This is a genomic window from Pseudoalteromonas sp. ABV4_021, assembly GCF_056159365.1.
The window spans coordinates 1,284,227-1,307,827 of record NZ_JBSWVB010000002.1 but is presented as its reverse complement, the minus strand read 5'-3'; the positions used below and the strand labels follow the sequence as shown (position 1 = coordinate 1,307,827).

The following is a 23,601-nucleotide window of genomic DNA, read 5'->3' as shown; positions in this document are numbered from 1 at the left end:
TTAAACCACCTCCTTCATCACTAACGGACGAAAAGGGTTAATCTCAGTTTCCAAGTCAGCAGGGATTTGATGCGTCCAAATTCCCCAATCAAACAGAGAGATTAGATCCTCTTTGGGTAATACTAACTTGGGCTTAACTCTTCTCAATATCTCATTAACAGTAGGGTTTTCATATGCAAACCAGATATTCATGAACTCATTAATGAAACGTTCTTCATGTTCAATAAACTCATGTTTGAAATTCGCACATGCTCGGTGCTTAAGCAGGTTTTTAGCGCACATTTTTGAAATATGTGCATCTGTTACCAACTTAAATCTTATGTTTTTCTTTTCGTAATAACGTCTTTCTAGCTCAATTTTCGCTAGGGTTCTGTTAACAGAAACAGGATGCTTAGATTCAAAGTCAAGTGAAGCAAGAGGCTTATATGAGTAAGCTACTTTTTCGATTTTATTTAGCTGCTGATTATACTCACGGGCAAATAAATCAGTGGTCATGACATAAGCTTCACCATCACTATCCATGGGATACCGAATTCCCATTTCATGAGCAGTTTTAATCGCAAGTTCGATGTCCCACAAAGGAAATTGCTCGTAGTAATCGAGCACTCTAGGTAATGACTCGTGATAGATCCCAAATCGACGTTCACCATCAGATAAAAAATGATGTTTTCGCCTATCCTTCATACCGTTGAAAAAGTGACGACGAGTCCCTTTAGGACCAGACCAAACTTTTATAATGGGTTCGTAAGTGCCTTTTGATAGAGGCTTGAGCCAGTCCTTAATAATTTTTGAGGCTTTATTTATTTTTACTTTCAATTGCTATTCCTAAAAGATGACTTTAATACAGGAATAGCAAGCAAAATCGTTTTAGTCTAGCGAAAGAATAATTATAAGTAATTGTTAATAAAGGATATTATCACAATATTTATATATAACTGTCAGATAGATTTATTGACAGAAAAACGTCTTTTTTAAACAAAAGCATAAAGTTAGCTTTTCTATTTAATATAACGGTATATATATATTAGAGCCTTAGTATAGAACCCCTAGCTATATAAAATCTTAACTTATAGAAACTCAATCTAAAAAATAAACCTCCAATTAGCGCCCCAAAAAAATTAGAGGGCCAAAATTCAAGATTTCAACGTAATTTCTGTATACCTTAAGAAAAAACAACCTTAAAATGTAATCTGAAGTTAAAAATGAGAGGGAAATCATGTATATATCGCAAATAAAAATTAAAAATTTCAGACAATTTAAGGACTTCTCTTTAATATTAAACAAAGGGCTCAACCTAATCGTTGGTGAAAACAACGCGGGTAAAACCTCTCTTATTGATTCAATTAGAATCCTTCTAGACACTACTTCTGCTGAATGGGTTAGTTTAAGCACCACAGATTTTTCTATTGGAGAAAATGAACTGAAGATCCAGGTAAAGTTTGAAGGGCTTTCGGAAAATGAGGCAGGAATATTTCTAGAGCATTTAACAAATGAAAGCATTGAAAATGGTCCCGATGAGTCATCATTATACGTTAACCTAAAAGCTCAATTGTCAGAAAACCAGTTTAAAAAAACACAATTTATAAAAACAGATATTCGTTCTGGAGCTAATGGTGACGGCCCTATAATAGAAAGAGATATTCGTGAATATTTAGCAACAACATACCTAAAACCTCTTCGTGATGCTGGAACTGAACTTTCAGCAGGTCGCTCTTCTAGGCTATCACAAATTTTAGGAAGCAAATCTAGTGTTGCAGGCGATATTGACGCTACGCAACGCATTATTGACCTACTGACTGAAGCTACTAAAAATATCCAAGCAGATGATGCAATAGCTTCAGCCCAAAATAAAATATCTTCAATCCTAGAGTATCTGACATTTAAATCTAGTACTTTTGCGCCAGTTATGAGTTTACTAGGGAGCAATGAATACTCAGAAATGAGTGACCCCGAAAAGTCACAAGCTTTAAAATCAATTTTGGAGAAACTAACACTTGAGTTAGACGCTTCAGGAGTCAACCATGGCTTAGGTTATAGCAGTTTATTATTTATGGCTACTGAGTTAATGTTGATTAAGCAAGAACAAAACCAATACCCTCTTTTACTTATAGAGGAGCCTGAAGCTCACCTCCACCCTCAACTACAGTTGAAATTTATTAAGTATATTAGTGACAATAATAGCCAGCTCCAGTGTATTCTGTCGACTCATAGCCCAGTGCTTGCCTCAAAAGCGCCTTTGGAAAACTTAATATTGATGCAAGATGGTAAAGCATTTCCATTAAGAAAAGAATGCACTAATCTGGCACCTGAAGACTATGTTTTCCTTGAAAAGTTTTTGGATTCCACAAAAGCAAATATGTTTTTTGCAAGAGGTGTACTATTAGTTGAAGGGGTTGCAGAAGTAGTATTACTTCCCAAAATTGCAGAGCTTTTAGGTAGACCTTTAGAAGATTATGGTGTTTCTTTAGTGAACGTAAATGGCCTATCAAGAAAAAGATACGCGAAAGTATATCGCTCAAACCCCACATCGGAAACCCCACAATGTCTACCAATGAAGGTTGCTTGTGTTACTGATCTCGATCTGTGGCCAGACGAAGCTGAATATACCGGTGACAATGATTATGGTTTTAAAAGGAAAAAACAACCTAATGGTAGTGGGAAAGGTGGAAACCTAAGTTATTGGCTCAACGAACTAACAGCCGAACAAATTCAAGAGAAGAAAAATAAAAAACAAGAATTTGATGGTGAACTAGTTAAAACATTCATTTCTGATGATTGGACTTTCGAATTCTGTCTTGCTAAGTATGGACTTGCGAAAGAAGTTTACCAATCGATACATGGCAATACTGATGACTACGATAACCTGAACGCTAGTGAACAAATACGAGCAGTTCAGTTATATGGAGCTATTGAAAGCAAAGGAGAAGGAAAGAGTGAGGTTAGTTACTCATTAGCAAACATTTTGTCAAAATTTAAAGGGCAGCCACAGGAACTAAAGGCTAACCTGCCCCCTTATATTGTCAACGCCATCGAATATGTGACTGAACCACTCCCTGCTGAAGTCGTGCCAGAACCAGTTCCTACCGAGGTTGTAACTGTACCTGCTTCTGACGCGGTTGTAACTGAATCATGATTGAAATTAATGACAATGATATTAGCCAAGTTGAATCTCTGTTAGAAGTTGAGTTTGATGCAGTACGTCGACAGGCAATAACAAACTATGAAGATGTTCAAGCTTGTCCTGGGAGCGGGAAAACGACAATGGTTTCGGCGAAGCTCCTAATCATCGCTAAGAAATGGAAGCACAGTCATCAAGGTGTTTGCGTATTGACGCATACAAATGTTGCAAAAAACGAAATAATAATGCGCTTGAAGCAAAGTAATTATGGTGAAAATTTACTTTCTTACCCGCATTTTATCGGCACAATCCAAGAGTTTGTAAATAAGTTTCTAGCTATACCGTTTCTTCGATCTAGTGGCTACAAAATTAATTCTATCGATGATGATATTTGCAGCACCAAAGGTTGGAATTATTTAAGCTATGGAACAAAAGCTTATCTTGAACGCAAGCGCATAAACTCACTATATGGAATGGAATTTAGACTTGAACAAGAAGAGCTAAAGCTAACCGTGCCAGGCTTTGCAAATGAGTCCACGTCAAAAAGTTATAATAATTTAGTTTCAGCTAAACACCGATTAATGGAAAATGGCTATTTCTACTACAGCGAAATGTATGCGTTTGCAAAATATTACCTGCTAACTAATCCGAATATAAAGAATGCCGTGCGGTCTCGATTTCCCGTAGTGTTAATTGATGAAATGCAAGACACTCAAAGGTATCAGGACGAATTGATAAATGACATATTCGCTGAAGACGGTGTAAAAGTGCAAAGATTTGGAGATCCTGATCAAGCTATTTACAGTGGCGAAGGAGAAGAAAACCAATCCTATAACCAAATCACTTTAGAAAAAATCGAAAATAGCTATCGATTTGATCATTCTATTGCGTTGTTGTCTAAAAATTTAAGCTTTAATCGCATTGATCTTAATTCAAGCATAGATATGCCTGAACATACATCACACACAATATTTCTAGTAGATGAAAATTCAAGGAATGACGTCTTAGAAAAGTTTGCCGCATTGTGTGAAATAGAAGTACCAATCGACTGCACTAAGCCAATTAAAACTGTTGGTGCAGTTGGTGTAAGAAAAGATGAAGGACTAACTATTTGCCATTATGTTTCCTCCTATGACAAAAGTTATTCAACCAATACTTTTAAGCCTAACAAGTTAATTCATTATTTTTATGAAAGTAGAAAGTATAAATCTACCCATGACGCTTATCGATTAATACTAGAAGGGATAGCTAAAACTGGTCAATTATCGAACTCAACACTTAGTTTTTCGGATGGTTCCGAAGAACGCTATGCGGTTTCAAGTATCAGGAAATATTTAAAAGATTCTGGTGAACACATTAACTTCAATATAGCAGTTAAAAGCTTAATAAACGTTGAGATTGAAGAAGCACATTGGGAGCAAGCAACAAACACATTCAAGGCTATTTTTAATCTAAAGCATTCGGACTTTATGGATTTTGATAATAGGACTACTACTGTTGAAAACCCTATAAATCCAAACGAGGAAATCACTGAAGTTAATGGCCGAATAATTAAGAATGAAATAGCGACTATTCACTCTGTAAAAGGAGAAACACATGCAGCCACACTGGTTTTAGAGACAAAAAACCATGAATTCGATGTAGGCCAATTAATAGAATATATACTGGGAGAGAAGACTACGACTCCGACAGGCGTAAGAAAACCCAAATTCATGAAACAGTTATACGTAGCTTTTTCAAGGCCAAAGCATTTACTTTGCGTGGCAATGGATAAATCAAGGTTTCCAGCAGAACACGCTGATAAAACTGAATACGCTGGTTGGAAAATTGTTGACCTAACAAATTAGGCATTCTAAATATTAAAAAGGCGAGCCATTTATAGCTCGCCTTTTAAGTATTATCGATAGTCGTCTAAATTAACCAACTTCATTAAGATAACCATTTTAATTAAATTGTTAACCAACTTAATTAATGATCCTCAGTTAATTACGAATCATCTCTATAGCTATCAACCGCAGGGCAGCTACACACTAAGTTACGGTCACCGAACACGTCATCAATACGTGTTACTGTTGGCCAGAACTTGTCTTTTGCAACAGCTGGTACTGGGAATGCAGCATAGAAGCGGTCGTATGCACGATCCCACTCGTTACCTAGTACATCGGCTTGTGTGTGCGGTGCAAATACAAGCGGGTTGTTTTCGATTGTCCACTCGCCAGAAGCAATTTTGTTAACTTCTGCTTTAATCGATACCATTGCTTCAATAAAGCGATCAATTTCCATTTTGCTTTCTGATTCAGTTGGCTCAATCATTAGCGTGCCCGCTACTGGGAACGACATTGTTGGTGAATGGAAGCCGTAATCTTGTAAGCGTTTAGCGATATCCATTTCGGTAATACCGGTTTGCTCTTTGATTGGGCGTAAGTCAACAATACACTCGTGCGCAACGCGGTTGTTTTGGCCGCGGTATAAAATTGGGTAGTGCTCGCTTAACTTTTCAGTTAGGTAGTTAGCACTTACAATTGCCGTTTCAGTTGCTTGCTTGAGACCTTCAGAACCCATCATTGCAATGTATGCCCATGAAATAGGTAGAATTGCAGCTGAGCCGTAAGGTGCTGCTGATACTGCGCCGTTACCTTCAGTTGTACCCGGTACGTTAATAACGCTGTGGTTAGGCATAAATGGTGCAAGGTGCGATTTAACACCGATTGGACCAACACCTGGGCCACCGCCACCGTGTGGAATACAGAATGTTTTGTGAAGGTTAAGGTGCGAAACGTCAGAGCCGATAAAGCCTGGGCTAGTTACGCCAACCTGTGCGTTCATGTTTGCGCCGTCCATGTAAACTTGGCCGCCGTGCTGGTGAACAACGTCACAAATCTCTTTAATGGTATCTTCAAATACACCGTGGGTAGACGGGTAAGTGATCATAATACAAGAAAGGTTTTCTGAAACCTCTTCTGCTTTTGCTTTAAGGTCAGCAACGTCAACGTTACCTTGCTTATCACACTCAACAACCACAACTTTCATGCTTGCCATTTGCGCAGACGCAGGGTTAGTACCGTGCGCAGAGCTTGGAATTAAGCACACATTACGGTGACCTTCGCCGCGTGACTCGTGGTATTTACGAATTGCGATAAGACCTGCGTATTCACCTTGTGCACCTGAGTTAGGCTGAAGTGATACTGCATCGTAACCTGTAATGTTTACTAACCAGTCGTGTAACTCGTTAATCATTACTTGGTAACCTTCTGCTTGGTCTAGCGGGCAGAATGGGTGAAGGTTTGCAAACTCAGGCCACGTGATTGGGATCATCTCAGCTGTCGCGTTTAGTTTCATGGTACATGAACCAAGCGAGATCATTGAGTGGTTAAGCGCTAAGTCTTTGTTTTCTAGGCGTTTAATATAACGCAGCATTTCAGTTTCGCTGTGGTAGCTGTTGAAATTAGGGTGCGTTAAGAATTCATCATCACGTACAAGGCTTGCTGGAATACCTGTGATGTTGTCTGTTGTTACTTGTGCATCAAGTGCTGCAACGTCAAGGCCGTGGCCTGCGCCAAGGATGATATCGAATAGTTCAGCTACGTCGTCACGTGTAGTGGTTTCGTTAACTGAAATTGAGAATTCACCATCGTGGTTTTTAGCAAAGTTAATCTCTGCCGCTTCTGCGCGTGCAACGATTTCGTCTTTATTGCTAGTTACAGTAATGGTGTCAAACCAAGTATCGTGCTTAAGCGAAACGCCTTTTGCTTTTAAGCCTGTTGCTAAAATGCTTGCGAAACGGTTGATGCGTGATGCGATTGTACGTAGGCCTTCTGCACCGTGGTAAACCGCGTAAAACGCAGCCATATTTGCAAGTAACACCTGCGCTGTACAGATGTTTGAGTTCGCTTTTTCACGGCGGATGTGCTGTTCACGTGTTTGCATTGCCATACGTAGTGCATCGTTACCTAAACGGTCTTTTGATACACCAATAATACGGCCAGGAAGTGAACGCTTGTACTTATCGCGTGTTGCGAAGAATGCCGCGTGAGGACCACCGTAACCCATAGGTACACCAAAGCGCTGTGCTGAACCTAATACGACGTCTGCACCTAGTTTACCTGGTGCTTTAAGTAGCACAAGTGACATGATGTCTGCTGCCACACAGGCTATTGCTTTTTTGTCTTGTACGTCAGCGATTAGGCCTTGTACATCAACCACTTCACCCGTTGTGCTTGGGTATTGGAACAGCGCACCAAAGATTTCGTGATTTACTGCATCTGCCGCAGGGCCTACAACAACTTCAAAACCAAACTGTTCTGCACGTGTTGCTACAACGTCGATTGTTTGTGCGTGTACGTCTTCTGCAATAAAGAAGATGTTAGCTTTTTTCGCTTTCGATACGCGCTTTGCAAGTGCCATTGCTTCTGCAGCAGCCGTTGCTTCGTCAAGTAATGACGCAGATGCAAGATCAAGACCCGTTAAGTCCATTGAAAGCGTTTGGAAGTTAAGTAGTGACTCTAAACGACCTTGCGCGATTTCTGGCTGGTATGGCGTGTATGCTGTGTACCAACCTGGGTTTTCTAACACGTTACGTAAAATTACGTTAGGTGTGTGCGTTGGGTGGTAGCCCTGACCAATGTAAGATTTAAAAATCTTATTTTTGCTTGCTACTGATTTTAAGTAGCTAAGCGTTTCAACTTCAGTGCGGCTTTCACCAATGCTAAGACCTTGCTCTAAACGAATACTTGCAGGCACGGTTTCGTTCATAAGCTCTTCAACACTTGATACGCCCAGCTCAGCTAGCATTGCTGACATCTGGTTTGCGTCCGGACCGATATGGCGGCGGATAAAATCTTGCTTTTGCTCAAGTTGTTCAAGCGATTTTACGTTTGACATGTGTCTAACTTCCTATGGCATTTACATACACGACTAGCTAACAATACTGTGTGCTCAGTAAGGTTAGGCAACCGCTCAAACAAACCTTTATAAACGGTATGAATGATTGGTTTTACTAATCAAAAATTTAATAAATATTTAAAATTTTTATCTTTAAATAAAAGATTTAAATATTTACTGAGTGTAAAAACATGAAAAGCTCCAAAATTGGAGCTTTTCATTCTACAAAAATCAATACGAAGAATTAGTCTTCATCGATCGAATTTTCGTAACCTTCTGCGTCTAGTAGGTTATCTAGCTCTGACTCGTCAGACGCTTTGATTTTGAATAACCAACCGTCGCCGTATGGGTCAGAGTTAACTGTTTCTGGAGAATCTTCTAGTTCTTCGTTGATTTCAACGATAGTACCTGAGATTGGTGCGTAAATATCAGACGCTGCTTTTACAGATTCTGCTACTGCACAGTCTTCACCTGCATCTACTTCGTCGTCTACGTCTGGTAGGTCAACGAAAACCATATCACCTAATAGCTCTTGTGCGTGCTCAGAGATACCTACTGAGTAAACACCATTACCTTCAGCGCGAACCCATTCGTGTGAAGATGCATATTTTAAATCGGCAGGGATATTGCTCATTCTTATAAATCCTTCGGTTTAATTTTGTTATACCAAAATTGGTACTAAGGGGTATTAATACCCCATATCGATTTAGATTACTGATTTACCATTGCGTACAAAGCAAGGTTTTACAACTTTTACGTCAACGTGCTTTTTACGCATTTCAACTTGTGCAGTGTCGCCAGTTGAGCGTGGCACACGCGCAAGGGCAATACTGTGACCCAGTGTAGGTGAGAATGTACCAGAAGTAATCACACCTTCGCCACCGTCAACAATTACTTTAAGACCAGCGCGTAGTACGCCTTTTTCTTCAAGCACTAAACCAACTAGTTTGTCTGTACTTTTTTCTTCGCGCTGCTTAGCAACCACATCACGACCGATAAAGTCACGATCTGCTGGTTCCCAAGCCAGTGTCCAAGCCATGTTAGCTGCAAGTGGTGATACCGTTTCGTCCATATCTTGGCCGTATAGGTTCATACCAGCTTCTAAACGTAGCGTGTCACGTGCACCAAGGCCTGCTGGGCGAACACCTGCGTCTAAAAGTGCTTGCCATAACGCTTCTGCACCGTCGTTATGAACAACGATTTCATAACCGTCTTCACCAGTATAGCCAGTTGTTGCGATAAATAAATCACCCGCTTGCACACCAAAGAATGGTTTCATACCTTCAACAGCAGCTTGTTGATTTTCGTCAAGAATTGTTGCCGTTTTTGCTTTTGCATTCGGGCCTTGTACGGCAATCATTGCATACTCTGGGCGCTCAGTAACTTCTACTTTATAGTCAGCTGCAACCGCACCAATGTGTGCTAAATCTTTTTCACGTGTTGCTGAGTTAACCACTAGGCGGTACTCAGTTTCAGTGAAGAAATAAATGATAAGGTCGTCAATTACACCGCCTTCGGCGTTAAGCATACCTGTGTATAACGCTTTACCAGCAACTTGTAGTTTTTCTACATCGTTTGCTACTAGTTTACGTAAGAAAGGTTTTGCATCTTCGCCTTTAACGTCAACAATTGTCATATGTGACACGTCGAACATACCTGCGTCTTGGCGAACGCCATGGTGCTCTTCGATTTGTGAACCATAGTTGATTGGCATTTCCCAGCCGTGGAAATCAACCATTTTTGCACCCGCTTCAAGATGCTTGGCGTGTAATACAGTTTTTGAAGTCATAATATTCCTACACTTTCAAATCTACCCGCACTCGGTGCGGCGTGGCTTCAACAGGACAATTGTCCGGTTGAGGGAATAACATGGGCGGCGATTATACCGAAACAATATGGCTTTCGCACCCAGAAAAGTTATAAGTTTTACGCATTATGTAATTAATTTATTTCAATAATTTTTATTTATTAAATTGATTACAACGCTAAATATAAAATAGCGGTCAATCTAACCGCTACTTCAAAGCCTAAGTTACTCTTTAGACTGTTAATTCTGTTTGTTCGCTAAAGCCTAGTGCATTAAATCGACTTTGCCATTTAACCAGTTCGTCGCTTTTTGCGACTAGTTCAAAGCCTTTGTGGCTTTCTAAATGGGTTGCCGTTAAAAACACATTACCCGCTTGGCGCGCGTATCTTTGCTGCTCACCGGTTAAAATAATACCAGCGGTCAGTGAAAACTCACTTAACAAGCTTTTAAAGGCGTTATCACCACGCAGTGCTAAAATACGAAGGTCGCCTCGGGTGATCACATCAATATCGTGCGACTCTTCCCCTTCACTTAACGCAGCAACTAAAGCGGGTGCAATGTCGTTATCAACAAAAATACGAAACGCCAGTTCAGTAAAATAGTAAAGCTCAAGCGCAATTTCATTGCCATTTACTTTTGCTGTGCAACGAAGCCCCATTCCCGGCACAGTTAAATGACGTACATCACTGGAAATAAGTGTTTGTAAATACGGTAATGCAGCGCTGCCCGTCACATCAATAATGGTGCGGTCGTTCATTTGCGCAAATTCGTTTGCGCCCGTGTGTGCATTTTGATGGCTACCAAATAGCTGAGGCACTTGTATTGTCATGCCCAATCTCCAGTGAAAATTAACAATCAAAATTATGTTAGGCCACCTTGCAACAATCAAATTGTATTTTTTTATAAATTGATAAATAATACTAATCATTAAACAAAAATAAATTTCAAAATGTAATGTGTGGAGTGCTTTATGAAAAATATCCCAACCGATAGCTTGCGCACCTTAATCACAGTGGTTGAGGTTGGCGGATTTGCCAAAGCCGGTGAATTGCTCGGTTTATCGCAACCTGCAGTAAGTTTGCAGATTAAGCGTTTAGAAGAGTTATTAGGTAATAAGCTGTTTAAAAAGCAAGGCCAGCGCCAAGTACTTAACCAGCACGGGGAGATTTTACTGCCGCTAGCAAAGCAACTGCTTCAAGTAAACGACACCATTTTGCAAACCTTTAGCTCGGAAGTATTAGCAGGTAAAGTGCGTTTAGGTATTCCAAGCGAATTTGCCGCCACCGTGTTACCTGCCATTATTGGTGATTTTGTTAGCCTCTACCCTGATGTTGCCTTAGAGGTTAAATCAGAGCTTAGCAAAAAGCTACGCCACAGCGATAACCGCGAACAATACGATTTAATATTGGCACTTCTCGAAGGCCCTGAGCAGTCTAAGTACCCTATTTTTATGGATGATGAACTAGTTTGGGTAGGTGATGTAAATAACATTAATACCGAAGTGGTTAACTTAATTGCCGCTGAAGAAGGCTGTATTTATCGCCGCCGCGCCATTCAAGCACTGGAAAAAGCAGGATTAAAATGGCGTATTGTGTACACCAACGCCGACCTTGCAGGCATTAGCGCTGCACTCAAAGAAAACCTAGGCATTACAGTACTTGCCAAACACACGGTACCAAACGACTTAAACTGGGCAAAATCCACCAGCCAACTGCCTGAACTTGGCGAAGTAGGCATTAGCTTAATCAAACAAAGCGAAGAATCGCACGCAGTTGATAAACTGGCTGAGTTTATTCAATTACGATTAAAGTAACAATCAATCTGAAATTGCACCTTTAATAGAAGCTTAAATAAAGGTGCAAATTTCGGCGCATTCCAGCTGCTATGACAATAAAGCTGTTATCGTTAACCGTTGGTGCGAACCGCCTTTAAAGCGTTTAAGTCACGTTTATCCGCTATCAGGTGAGATACGTTCACATAACCTCTTCCGAGCAAAAAACGCCCAGAGTGATGCGATAATTGCCCCCACCAGCGAGACTGCAAATAATCCAAGTCCTAAGCCATCGGTTAACCCCGCGAATAACATGCCACTTACCGCATCGCCGCCGCGATAAACAGCTACATCAATTACGGGTTTTGCTTTAAAGCGCTCATCTACCGTTACTTGAGTAAACAGTATTTCTCTTACTGGGCTAGTAAATGAGTAGTTACTTGCACGGCGTGCAATTTGAATTACCAAAATCACCATCACGCTTGGCGCAAATGCCAAAATAAATAAACCAGCCATTAACAAAAGCGGCACTAACGCCAAAGACAGCCCGAGCCCCGCTTTTTTAACCAAACGCCCAGATACAAAAAAGGCCATAACAAAGGTCAACACATTCACAAACCAATCGATGCTTGCCAATATTTGTGTGCGCTCTACCCGCGAATACGGCGCCAGTAATTGCTTTTGTTCAAAGTAAATAAATGAGCCAATAAACTGTATTTGTGTTTTAGTAGCCTAAATACAATTACCCTAGTAAGTTGCAACTTCAAAACCTCTTTACACACCATTACAAACCAACAAAATCTTTACATAACATTTACGCTGTTAAGCCCCCAACTTGCTTGTCTTCTATACTCTATTGCTTAACACTTTATTAATGATTTTTAAATCGATACTTCAGCTTTTTGAACGCAATAACACTGAAGTTGGAATAAGGTAGGTGCGTTGTGCTTTATAAATTCAATACTCTATTCACAATAGGTTTTTTAAGCGTAACGCTTGTTGGCTGTGGCGGAGGCAGCAGCGAGAGTAATACCGATAACAACGTCACCCCACCTGTGGTTACAAATCAAGCCCCACAATTGGCAACCGCGATTACTGATCAAACAACCAACCAGTCACAGCAGTATTCATTTGATCTCTCTCAAGGGGGGCAAACCTTCAGCGACCCAGACGACGATGCACTTACCTACTCGTTTAGCACATCACCGCAAACCAGTGACTTTACATTGAACGGCAGTGTTTTATCTGGCACTCCGGCGCTTGCGCAAACAGTCACTTTCACCGTTACAGCGACTGATCCTAACGGGTTATCAGCAAATGATAGCTTTTTGCTGAACATCAATGGTGCGCCAAAACTTACCAACAGCATTAGTAATCAGTCAGTAAATATTGGTGAAAATTATGATTTTGATGTCTCTCAAAATGGCTCTACTTTTGAAGATCTTGATAGTGAAATACTGATTTACAGTGTGCAAATCACCCCAACTAATAATGACTTAACATTCAACGGAACGCATTTATCTGGAGTGCCAAACCAAGCAGGCGAATACACCATTGCTGTCACAGCAACCGATGATGGTGGATTGTTTGATTCAACTAGTTTTGTATTGTACGTGGTTGAACCAAATGAAAATAACTCGCCGATAGTGGCAAATCCAATTGCCGATCAAAGTGCAACGTTAAACCAAGATTTTAACTTTGATATGAGCCAGAACAATACCACCTTTAGCGACCCTGATGGTGATATGCTGACTTTTCAGGTCGCGATTACGCCAACGGATTCAGGGTTAACATCTGATGGCTTAATTTTGTCTGGCAGCCCAAATCAAACTGGCGAAATTAATGTCACCGTGACTGCCAGCGACCCTGCTGGGCTTTCGGTGAGCGGCACGTTTTCAGTTGATGTGTCAGCGCAAGTTAATACAAGCAAACCGAATGTATTACTGATCATTGCGGACGACTTGGGTCAAGATTCGTCTAACCAATACACCTTCTCCACCGACTTACCAAGTACCCCAACCATTGATGAAATTGCAGCACAGGGCATCGTGTTTGAAAATTTATGGGTAAACCCAGTTTGTTCACCAACCCGTTCTACCATTTTTACCGGTAAATATGGCACACGTACTCAAGTGTTAGCACCGGGTGATGAACTGAGCCTAAGTGAAACGTCACTACCACAAGCGTTAAAAAATCACCCTGATACCGCAGAGTATGCCTCGGCAAAAATTGGTAAATGGCATTTAGGTGGCGACAGCAGTCACCCTGCCGCATTTGGCCTAGATTATTACGCTGGCATTTTTAATGGCGCCGTCAGCGATTACTATAACTGGGAATTAACCACAAATGGGCAAACACAACCACAAACTGAATACGCCACTACCGTACTAACCAATTTGGCAATCGATTGGCTAAATCAACAAACTACCCCGTGGTTTTTATGGATGGGTTACAACGCTCCGCACACCCCCTTCCATTTACCGCCAAATGAATTACATAACCGTAACTTGAGTGGTGATGAAGCTGATATTGAAGCTAATCCTCGCGCTTATTATCTCGCAGCAGTAGAAGCGCTCGACAGTGAAATAAACCGTTTATTGAATAGTTTAGATCAAGCCACACGCGATAATACCGTGGTGATTTTTATTGGCGATAACGGCACACCAACACAAGTGCGCTTTAGAGGGTCAGACTTATCTGGCAGTAAAAATAATATTAGTGAAGGTGGGATCCGTGTACCTATGATAGTGTCGGGCAAAAATGTCACGCGTCAGGGGCAACGTGAAACCAACGTATTAAACGGCACCGATTTCTTTAGCACTATTTTGGCCATTGCGGGCCAAGAAGAAATGGCCATTCACGACAGCTTACCCTTTAACAATTTACTTAATGATGCCAATGCAACACCACTACGCGAGACTGCTTTTTCACAAAATGAAGAAGCCTTCACCATTCGTAATGCCCGTTATAAGCTGATTGAGTACCTTGATGGCACGCGCGCTTTTTATGATTTACAAAATGATATTTCAGAACAAACTGACTTGATATCAAGTGGCGCATCCCTGCCAACAGACTTTTTCTATTTAGACAGTCAATTAAGTGCGCTTAGTAATGACGGCTGGATTGTTAATAAACACAATGAACAATCAAGTTACATGATGGATAGTGGTGCGTTTGTAGAAGTGAATGTGCTGTCTGTGCAAGACAATGGCACGTCAACAACAGTAACCACTAATGCCACACCAAATTACAAAGTAATTGTAACCGATGAAGTGCTGACAGTTTATCAAAGCAAACCTGCAGCAGCCTATGCCAATGGCCAAGTATTGAGCCTCAATCAGCAAATTGATTACGGCCAAGATATTGGATTGACAGCAAATTGCGGTAACACAGGCGGCGATGGATGGTGGCCACAAGCGGGTGCTGCATGCCCTGAGTCTCAATCAGGCATGGCGCTAACCTTTCCAAATAACCCGACCCCCACACAAACAGAGTGTGAAACTGGCCTTGGCCCTGTTGGACTTTGGGTTAACGGCGTACCCATTTACAATTGGTCAGATGCCAGCTCTTACAACAACCAAGATGTTTGGAATAACTTTGCCCTGCCATTTCGCTCTGCCGCAATGGATGTGTGTAATGGCCATTCAGGCAACGGCATGTACCACCACCACAGTTATAACGCGTGTTTAAAACAACAACTCGGCGATCAAGGCAAAGGACACTCTCCGATTTATGGTTACGCAGGAGATGGTTACCCAATTCATGGCCCGTATCACAGCAAAGACGTGCTTGCTAAAAGCTGTTGGAAGAAACGTGATTATTCAGCAAACAGTGCAACTGGCTGTGGTAGCGAGGGCCAACGTACCTGTAAATTTATTGATGAAGAAAATATCAGCTTAGGCGTTGAGAACGTGACGGCAGGTCCTGCAACATCAGACATTATTAACTTTTTCACCGCGGGCGATGGCCCTGCTGTATCAGGTATTTATTATGAAGATTACTACTATGATGCACAGTGCACAGCGCAAGGTGACGAATACCTTGATGAACACAGTGGTCATGACCATGATGGACTAGGTTATCACTATCACACCAGTGTGGATGAAAACCTATCGCCTGTATTCCCGCTGGTTAATGGCCCAGATTACTACGGCAGCCTTAATAGCAGCTCATTCCAGTGTTTTAGAAGAGAGTTTTAATTATGATGCGATATTTAGTTTTACTCGTAAGTCTTGGCGTAAGCTTTTTCAGCCAAGCCCATGAGGTGCATGCCAGTAATATAGATGTCACCGTACAAGGAAATAACATCGAAATTTTACAAACCACCCCAATTAAAGAGGCGCAATCTATTGCCAAACAACTGGGGGCTGAAAACACCGATCACGACACCACATTAGGTGCAATCTCCAGCGGTTGGCAAATTGAGCACGCCGATGGCTCATGTAAATTAACCAAACAAGCTTATCGACTTGCACACCATAATAGCCAATTACAAATGCGGTATTTATTTTCTTGCAGCGGTGAAAATAAACCAAAATCCCTTGCGCTACCTTGGTTTAAACTTACACCAGAAGATCACTTTATTATTATGAAGCTCACAATCAACGGCAAAAGTGATACGGTAATTTTTCAACGCCAAGATTTAGTAATATCGCTAGGTTAAAATAAACAACAATCAAGTAAGGCTACTAATCAGTCGCCTTACTTTCTTCTCAAAATGCACATGTAGTTTCAAATAGGTAACTAACAAAAAATTGGCACGAATTGATATGTCGTTGGCACGTTATGATTAACGGTCGCAGTTCATTTTTTACTAATATGTCCCCATACCAAGCACATACAATACAAGGGCATAACGATGAAAAACACAGTACTTATTACAGGCGCATCCAATGGCATCGGTTTAGAGCTGGCACATATTCACGCTGAGAATGGGGATGATTTAGTCATTGTCGCACGTTCTGAAAATAAACTTACAGAATTAAAGCACTCGCTCGAAACTAAACATGGCGTTAGCGTTCATGTTATTAGCGCTGATTTGTCACTACCAGAATCAGCACGACAGGTTTTCGAAAAAACGACTGCGCTTGGTTTAAACATCGATATTTTAATCAACAATGCCGGTTTTGGAGGACATGGTAAGTTTGTTGAGCGAACACTGGCAGACGATCTCGCCATGATGCAATTAAATATGCTGACACTCACCAGCTTAACCCATTTATATCTGCAAGGTATGATAGCTCGTAATCACGGTAAAATACTCAACGTATCTTCGACAGCGTCATTTATGCCTGGCCCTCTGCAAGCGGTATATTACGCGACCAAAGCCTATGTTACCTCGTTTAGTCAGGCCCTTGCTGAAGAAGTTAAAAATCACAATATTACAGTCACAACGTTATGCCCAGGCACTGTTGATACTGGCTTTGTCGCAGCGGGAAACCTTGATGGATTAGATGCTTGGAAAAATGCCAAATCAGCACGTTCTGTTGCCGAATATGGTTACAAAGGTATGCAAAAAGGCGAATTAGTCACCTTTAACGAATCGTCACTTAAGTTTTTGATTAATTGGGTCATCCCATTGCTACCACGTAAAATGGTATTAAACATGTCGCGCCAATTTATGGAAAAATAAGCAATTGATGTAATTTTTATCAAGCGGATCACATTATGAAACGAGCAAGCAAGTTTACCATTCCACCCAATTGGAAGGTGTTATTCAATGACCTTGGTATATCTCTGCATGAAGTGCTGGCACATGCAGGCTTGCCTCAGCAATTATTTGAGCAAAATAAAGTACAACTGACACCGTCCCAGTACTTTGACTTATGGCACGGCATTGAAGCGGTGTCTAACAATGATGAGATGCCACTGAAAGTTGCGGAAGTGATCAGCCTAGAATCGTGTGATGTGCCTATTTATGCTGCATTGTGCAGTACTGATCTGAATGCTGCACTGTCACGTTTACGCGATTACAAACCGTTAATCGGTCCTTTAACGTTAGATATAAAGCAAGATGCGTCTGCAACCACACTCACCCTAGGTTGTTACGGCCATAAGGGTGAATTACCCAAAACGCTTAATTTAGTTGAAATGATCTTTTTTACGCAATTAGCGCGTCTTGCAACCCGTGAGCGAATACCCGCTCAAAAAGTAGTACTGCCTTTGCTGCCAAAATCATTAGCAAAGTATAAGACTTTTTTTGGTTGTGATATTTGCCAAGGTGAACTTGCACAAATTAGTTTTTCAGCAAGGGATGCCGCCATGCCCTTTCTAACTGATAATCAGGCTATGTTGGCACTGTTTGATGGTGAGCTGCAAAAGAAACTAGATGCCATACAAAGTGACGATTCACTCTCAGAAAAAGTAGCCGCTATTTTAGTTGGTTCATTACCGCAAGGTGAAAGCAGTGCTGATTTTGTAGCAAAACATATGGCGATGAGTAAACGCACATTACAGCGCAAGCTTGCAAGCGAAAATCAGAGCTTTCAATCTGTATTACAAAACGTAAGACAGGAACTTGCAGCACATTATCTCACCCAAACCAGTTTACCAATGCAAGAAGTCTCTTTTTTATTGGGTTTTCATGAATACAACTCATTTGTACGCGCATACAACAGCTGGACTGGATATTCACCCTCACAGATGCGAAGCACTGCAAATCACTAAAATAATGTAAATGGCGCATTTCTGTTTCCATAATCTCAGTTTCGTTAGCGAGTATAAAAAGGCCCAATGTTGGGCCTTTATTCGTTGGGTGCTATAGCTCCGAATGCGGGCCAAACACTTCGTAGTGAATACGCTCTGCGCCAACTCCCATATCTAATAATTGTTTTTTGATAAAACGCATAAAGGCGACTGGGCCACACAGATAAAAGTGTGCTTGTCCGTATGGTAATCGGGCATTATTTAAATCAACCAATCCGTTAAAGGTAGTGGTTGATTGATTGTTGCCATCATTCGCGTCTTCATACCAAGTGTAGGTTTGCCAATTATTTAAAGCCGTAAGCTCCTCAGTACGGGCTTTAAACGAATGCTGCTCAGTTGATTGACAGGCATGTAAGTAGTAAACATCCTGCTCATAATTGAGCGCAGCTAAATACTCTAACATTGATTGCATTGGGGTAACCCCAACCCCTGCTGAAATCAGTACCACAGGTGATTGTTTGTCTTCAAAGAAAAAATCACCTGCTGGTGCGTTAACCAAAAGGGTATCGCCCATTTCAATATGATCATGCAAGTAATTAGACACAATACCGTTTGGTTCGCCCATTTCGCGCTTAACTGAAATGCGATAATTTTTTCCATTTGGTTTGGTTGATAACGAATACTGGCGAATTTCAGTAAAGGGGTGATCCTTGGGTTGCACCGAAATGCCTAAATATTGCCCCGGTAAAAAGTCAACAACGTCTTTACCATCTTCTGGTGTTAATACAAAACTCGTTACCAACTCTGATTCTTTAATTTTTTCACTCACCACAAACGGGCGACTATCGCGCCAACCACCTTGGCTTTGTGCGCGGCTATCATAAAGCTCCCCTTCTCGATGAATAAACACAGACGCTAAAAAGTCATATGCGGCAGTCCATGCTTCTTCTACGTCTGCGGTAAATAACTCACCCGTTAATTCACGTAGAGTTTCGGTAAGGTGATGGCCCACAATTTGGTACATTTCGGGTTGAATATTAAAGCTTGTGTGCTTATGAGCAATGCGCTCCACTGCGCTTTTTAATGCGCCCACATTATCAATGTACTGGGCATACGCTGCGATGGCTTCGAAAAGCGCCGCTTTTTGACGACCCGACGCCTGATTACTCATATTAAAAATATTTTTTAATTCAGGATGATGGTGAAATAGTCGTTGATAAAAATGCTCGGTCAGTGCCGGGCCTGTTTCGGTTAATAGCGGCACTAAACTTTTAATAATATCGATATGACGTTGTTGTAACATGGTTTACCTCGTGTGTTGCAACGTATTGTTAGAAATAAGAAATAAAAAATTAGGAATTAACGAAAGCCATCCTTTCGAGGCGCTTTCAAAATAGGCAAATAAACCCAAATAAACATGGCAAATGCGCTTATCCAGAGCATTGCGCTTAGTTGCCACGCTAAGTGGGCGTAACCCAAAGAAGGCAGTAAAGCGCGAAAAATTGCGGCCAAAGCCAAGAGTAAAAATGCATAACTGATAATGGGTTTGGGCATCAATATGCGGCCAGTATGACCGAGTGAAACACGGCTCATCATAGATAAGATCATCAGTCCCATCGCACCTACAGTGATTACATGAAGCGCAGAACTAAAAGCGATAAGCAGTGTGAAATAACTTGTACCCAGTAAAATTAGACCAACGCCCAACGCGCCATACGACAGATGCAGTGACCATAAAAGCGCAATGCCCGCAGTTTTATTGCTTTGCCAAAATGCTAATTTGCACAGGTGCAAACCCCCTGCAGCAATCATTAAATACGCAGGCGATAACGGCAGTGAAATATAAAAGTGACTGAAAAACACCAAGGCGCCAAGCAATGAGGTAATCAGTAACAGCGGGTCTAGCAGCTTAGGATGTGACACTGCCACTAATTTGGCACCATTACGGGTGAAAAATGGAATAACACGGCCACCGACAATGCCCATCAAAATGCCAAACATCAGCACCATAGTGCGGCCAATATGAAGTGCCTGCGCGGTATCTATGGTTAGCTCACTGATTAAAAGTGCCATTTCAAGAAGTGCCATCACACTAAATAGTGGGATAAACAGATAATTACGGCGGTTTTTAGCAAGCAACACTATGTGCGAGTAAATGGTTATAATGCTTATCCACCAAAGACCTTGCAGTACAGTTGCTAAAATAACGGTTGCGGTTGAATTAACAAAAAACAAAACGCGGATCACCAACCATAAGCTAACCAATGCCATTAAGGGCAGCCCTTTAATGCTTGGCCTACCGGTCCAGCTTTGCACCGCAGTTAACACAAAACCAGTGGCAATGGTGGCACCAAAGCCAAATAGCATTTCGTGCAGATGCCATACCGTTGGCGTAAGCCCTGTTGGGTTTAACTGCCACCACGCATTTAAAAAGCCAAGCCAGATAGTCATAGCTAAAATTGAGGCGATAGACCCCAAAATAAAGCTTGAGCGAAATGCCAACTGAAAAAACGGGTGCTCTGCTAATGTGGTTGGTTGCGTTGAATTAGCATTTATAGGTTCTTGAATGTTTAACATTGCTTATTCCTTCCTTTTAACTACACGCGAAGGCCTAAGCCATGTTGCCCAATACAACGGATCACATAACCAATTTTAAATAATGCGGGAAATACCATGGTGCCAATGTGGGCAGCAATTTGTTGACCGATAGAAAAATACTCAGCAAATGGGTAACTGATCAGCAAACAACTCATAAACAAACTAACCGGCACCAGCATTAACCAATTACCCACTTGCTTAGTTAAGCTAAACACGTCTTTTTGCTTGTTTTGTGTAAGCGTTAGCGCACGCTCATGATTGATAAACGCAGTCTCATTAACAACTTGCTGCATAATTAAGCCTTCACTTTGTGTAAATTCAGCTTGATATAGCAGCAATAATGCCAAAAAGACTTTCTATATATTTATCATGCGGTTGCCTGAAATTCAGGGCTGTAACCCACCCAAAAAGAGTCAATTTGACACACACCAAAAATAAGTCATAATGACTCAACTGTGTTTTATATAAGAAAAGCGTTATGGCGATTAATTCTCAAACACTGGTTGAATTTGCAAAAGCGCAAGTGACCAGCCTCGACAATCAAGATAGATTTGAGCAATTATTACAGACCCTTGCATCGGTGATTGAATGCGAAGCCATTGCGCTACTTGCACTGCGTGGCGAAGTGTTAAAACCACTCGCGATTAAAGGGCTAACACCCGACACCCTCGGCAGGCGTTTTGTGATTAGCGAACACCCGCGTTTTGCAGCAATCTGCGAGGCCAAGGGTTCGGTGCGCTTTGCCTCATCAAGCCCCCTACCCGACCCATACGATGGCTTAGTTGCCGATCATCCTGGTGATTTACCAATTCATGCCTGCATGGGGTTACCACTTTATTTTGCTGAGCGTTTAATTGGCATTTTGACCTTTGATTCCTTAAAACCAAACGCCTTTGATGACTTAGGCCAAGATAAGCTCGATGCCTTAGCTGCCATTGCTGCTGCCACCTTAAAAATCGCCCTAACACTTGATGAGTTAGAGCAGCGTAATTCACGCTCACATTTATTAATGGCAGAGCTCAGCCAAGAAGCCATCGCCCGTAACGGTAATGAACTAATTGGTGACAGCCAAGCCATGTTAAAGCTAAAAAAAGAAGTGAGTTTAGTTGCCGCGTCGCCATTTAGTGTCTTAATTCAAGGGGAAACGGGTGTCGGTAAAGAGCTAATTGCACGGCGCTTGCACCTTGAATCTAACCGCGCCGATAAGCCTTTGGTGTATGTTAACTGCGCAGCACTGCCTGAAAATTTGATTGAAAGTGAATTATTTGGTCATGTAAAAGGTGCCTTTACCGGTGCTGATAAAAATCGCGCCGGTAAATTTGTATTAGCCGACGGTGGCACACTGTTTTTAGATGAAGTGGGCGAACTGCCGCTTGCAGCGCAAAGTAAGTTATTACGCGCCTTACAATCCAATGAAATTCAACCTGTTGGGCAAGACGACATTCAACATGTAAATGTGCGTGTTATTGCAGCAACCAACCGTGATTTAAAAGAGGAAGTGGCAAGTGGGCAGTTTCGCGCAGACTTATTTCACCGTTTGAGTGTTTACCCAGTGAGTATTCCACCCCTGCGAACACGAAATGGTGATATTGCTTTGCTCGCAGGTTACTTTGTGGAGCAATCTCGCCGCAAACTTGGTTTACAACAGCTTAAACTATCACAAGAGGTTATACCGTATTTAAATGCCTACCATTGGCCGGGCAATGTGCGTGAATTAGAACATGTAATAAGCCGCGCGGCACTTAAAGCATCGGTAAATACCCAATCTCCTATTGTAATAATTAACCCGATTGATTGCGGTGAATTAGTCAGAGAACTTGCAATTGACGGCACAAGTAGCGATGAGGTAAAGGCTAATCCAATTCAAACGCAGCAATTTTTGTTAAAACCAGATGAAAGTTTAAAACAAGCCACCGAGCGTTTTCAAAGTGAAATGATACGAAATACCTTGTCTAACCATAATGGTAATTGGTCAGCCGCCGCACGAGAACTTAACACCGACCGCGCTAATTTAACCCGCCTTGCAAAACGCTTAGGCATTAGTGTAACAAAACAAATTAGTTGATTTAACGTTTGTGATTAAACAAAGTCGATAGCTAAAAAATCATATTCACAATGCAAAAACTGACTTAATTATTTTTGCACAAAGTGAGATTATCAAAGAATACGTTTACGCACAGCCAATTTGAAGTAAGCCAAATGAAAAACGTACCTGAGGTTATTTCAGGTATGTTTCTTTTTAACAAAAAAGAATATTGAAGATAAAACAATACTCACAGCAAATACTATAGAGCCGACTATTGGGAAAAATAAAATGATCATCAAGCCCTCTTTTTGTGGGCCATACATAATTACCCTATAACTAAGATATAAAAGCCCCGAAATAGTGGCCGCTGAAACTACAAAAAAAGCGCATTTACTAACGAAGTCGAATATATTTTTTTTATTAAAACATAAAGCAAAAACGCCACTAACGATTGAACACCCCATCATCATTAATGGCATTAAAATTGCACATACAAAAACGTTATCAAGTGTCGCTCTTTCGTTAAATCGATAATTTTCATAATCGATAAAAGTCAAATCTTTACTTAGTGATAACCACGATAAGAAAAGCTGCAGTATTAGTAATAAAAATATCCGTTTTTTTTGTTTCATAATTGCGCTTAAAATCTAAACTTTAAATATATTTGCTTTGTAATTATTGGTGTCAGATACACTTTAGTATAAGTGTTTCATTAATGGTGATAAAGCTCGTTTTCTGCAACGACTATCTAGCGC

Annotated in this window: 18 protein-coding genes; 8 read left to right on the top strand and 10 right to left on the bottom strand. The window is 41.2% G+C overall.

What is annotated here, in order from left to right:
• The gene (locus tag ACXAFE_RS20035) at nt 1-816 is read right to left on the bottom strand and encodes a TnsA endonuclease N-terminal domain-containing protein (RefSeq protein ID WP_395390186.1); all 816 of its coding nucleotides are present in this window, start codon (nt 814-816) and stop codon (nt 1-3) included.
• A gap of 400 nt (nt 817-1,216) precedes the next feature.
• Here ACXAFE_RS20035 and ACXAFE_RS20030 point away from each other — a divergent pair, with 400 nt between their 5' ends.
• Together ACXAFE_RS20030 and ACXAFE_RS20025 are read left to right on the top strand one after the other, a co-directional pair.
• Nucleotides 1,217-3,133: an ATP-dependent nuclease gene (locus tag ACXAFE_RS20030; RefSeq protein ID WP_395390185.1), complete on the top strand. Its 1,917-nt coding sequence runs from the start codon at nt 1,217-1,219 to the stop codon at nt 3,131-3,133.
• Complete coding sequence (locus tag ACXAFE_RS20025) at nt 3,130-4,965, top strand: UvrD-helicase domain-containing protein (protein ID WP_395390184.1); 1,836 nt, start codon at nt 3,130-3,132, stop codon at nt 4,963-4,965. Before ACXAFE_RS20030 ends, ACXAFE_RS20025 begins: the two co-directional genes overlap by 4 nt.
• A 139-nt stretch (nt 4,966-5,104) precedes the next feature.
• Here ACXAFE_RS20025 and gcvP read toward each other — a convergent pair whose 3' ends face one another.
• The 4 genes from gcvP to ACXAFE_RS20005 form a co-directional block, all read right to left on the bottom strand.
• A complete protein-coding gene (gene gcvP, locus ACXAFE_RS20020; RefSeq protein ID WP_475157070.1) occupies nt 5,105-7,999 on the bottom strand; it encodes an aminomethyl-transferring glycine dehydrogenase in 2,895 nt (964 codons plus the stop codon).
• Nucleotides 8,000-8,243: 244 nt separating this feature from the next.
• A complete protein-coding gene (gene gcvH, locus ACXAFE_RS20015; RefSeq protein ID WP_010558681.1) occupies nt 8,244-8,633 on the bottom strand; it encodes a glycine cleavage system protein GcvH in 390 nt (129 codons plus the stop codon).
• Nucleotides 8,634-8,705: 72 nt separating this feature from the next.
• The gene (gene gcvT, locus ACXAFE_RS20010; protein WP_054981537.1) at nt 8,706-9,788 is read right to left on the bottom strand and encodes a glycine cleavage system aminomethyltransferase GcvT; all 1,083 of its coding nucleotides are present in this window, start codon (nt 9,786-9,788) and stop codon (nt 8,706-8,708) included.
• A 250-nt stretch (nt 9,789-10,038) separates the two neighbouring features.
• Complete coding sequence (locus ACXAFE_RS20005) at nt 10,039-10,635, bottom strand: aminomethyltransferase family protein (protein ID WP_475157066.1); 597 nt, start codon at nt 10,633-10,635, stop codon at nt 10,039-10,041.
• Nucleotides 10,636-10,776: 141 nt separating this feature from the next.
• Between ACXAFE_RS20005 and ACXAFE_RS20000 the strand changes: the two genes are divergently transcribed.
• A complete protein-coding gene (locus ACXAFE_RS20000; protein ID WP_475157063.1) occupies nt 10,777-11,619 on the top strand; it encodes a LysR family transcriptional regulator in 843 nt (280 codons plus the stop codon).
• Between the two features lie 135 nt (nt 11,620-11,754).
• Here ACXAFE_RS20000 and ACXAFE_RS19995 read toward each other — a convergent pair whose 3' ends face one another.
• On the bottom strand, nt 11,755-12,171 hold the full coding sequence (locus ACXAFE_RS19995) for a hypothetical protein (protein WP_475157060.1): 417 nt from the start codon (nt 12,169-12,171) through the stop codon (nt 11,755-11,757).
• A 350-nt stretch (nt 12,172-12,521) separates the two neighbouring features.
• Here ACXAFE_RS19995 and ACXAFE_RS19990 point away from each other — a divergent pair, with 350 nt between their 5' ends.
• From ACXAFE_RS19990 to ACXAFE_RS19975, 4 genes are all read left to right on the top strand, one after another.
• Nucleotides 12,522-15,776, top strand: a complete 3,255-nt coding sequence (locus ACXAFE_RS19990) for a sulfatase-like hydrolase/transferase (RefSeq protein ID WP_475157055.1) — start codon at nt 12,522-12,524, stop codon at nt 15,774-15,776.
• 2 nt (nt 15,777-15,778) lie between these two features.
• Nucleotides 15,779-16,240, top strand: a complete 462-nt coding sequence (locus ACXAFE_RS19985) for a hypothetical protein (protein ID WP_475157051.1) — start codon at nt 15,779-15,781, stop codon at nt 16,238-16,240.
• Between the two features lie 195 nt (nt 16,241-16,435).
• A complete protein-coding gene (locus ACXAFE_RS19980; RefSeq protein ID WP_475157049.1) occupies nt 16,436-17,209 on the top strand; it encodes an SDR family NAD(P)-dependent oxidoreductase in 774 nt (257 codons plus the stop codon).
• Nucleotides 17,210-17,244: 35 nt separating this feature from the next.
• The gene (locus tag ACXAFE_RS19975; protein WP_475157047.1) at nt 17,245-18,243 is read left to right on the top strand and encodes an AraC family transcriptional regulator; all 999 of its coding nucleotides are present in this window, start codon (nt 17,245-17,247) and stop codon (nt 18,241-18,243) included.
• Between the two features lie 91 nt (nt 18,244-18,334).
• On the opposite strand, the gene hmpA is transcribed toward ACXAFE_RS19975, so the two are convergent.
• The 3 genes from hmpA to ACXAFE_RS19960 are packed head-to-tail and all read right to left on the bottom strand — an operon-like array spanning nt 18,335 to nt 21,167.
• The gene (hmpA, locus tag ACXAFE_RS19970; protein ID WP_475157043.1) at nt 18,335-19,525 is read right to left on the bottom strand and encodes an NO-inducible flavohemoprotein; all 1,191 of its coding nucleotides are present in this window, start codon (nt 19,523-19,525) and stop codon (nt 18,335-18,337) included.
• A 56-nt stretch (nt 19,526-19,581) separates the two neighbouring features.
• Nucleotides 19,582-20,799 (bottom strand): NnrS family protein, encoded by a 1,218-nt coding sequence (locus tag ACXAFE_RS19965; RefSeq protein ID WP_475157042.1) that lies wholly within the window; start codon nt 20,797-20,799, stop codon nt 19,582-19,584.
• 20 nt (nt 20,800-20,819) lie between these two features.
• Nucleotides 20,820-21,167: a hypothetical protein gene (locus ACXAFE_RS19960; protein ID WP_475157038.1), complete on the bottom strand. Its 348-nt coding sequence runs from the start codon at nt 21,165-21,167 to the stop codon at nt 20,820-20,822.
• Between the two features lie 131 nt (nt 21,168-21,298).
• On the opposite strand from ACXAFE_RS19960, the gene norR reads away from it, so the two are divergent.
• A complete protein-coding gene (norR, locus tag ACXAFE_RS19955; protein WP_475157035.1) occupies nt 21,299-22,885 on the top strand; it encodes a nitric oxide reductase transcriptional regulator NorR in 1,587 nt (528 codons plus the stop codon).
• 158 nt (nt 22,886-23,043) lie between these two features.
• Here norR and ACXAFE_RS19950 read toward each other — a convergent pair whose 3' ends face one another.
• A complete protein-coding gene (locus ACXAFE_RS19950) occupies nt 23,044-23,478 on the bottom strand; it encodes a hypothetical protein (RefSeq protein ID WP_475157033.1) in 435 nt (144 codons plus the stop codon).
• Between the last annotated feature and the right edge of the window lie 123 nt (nt 23,479-23,601).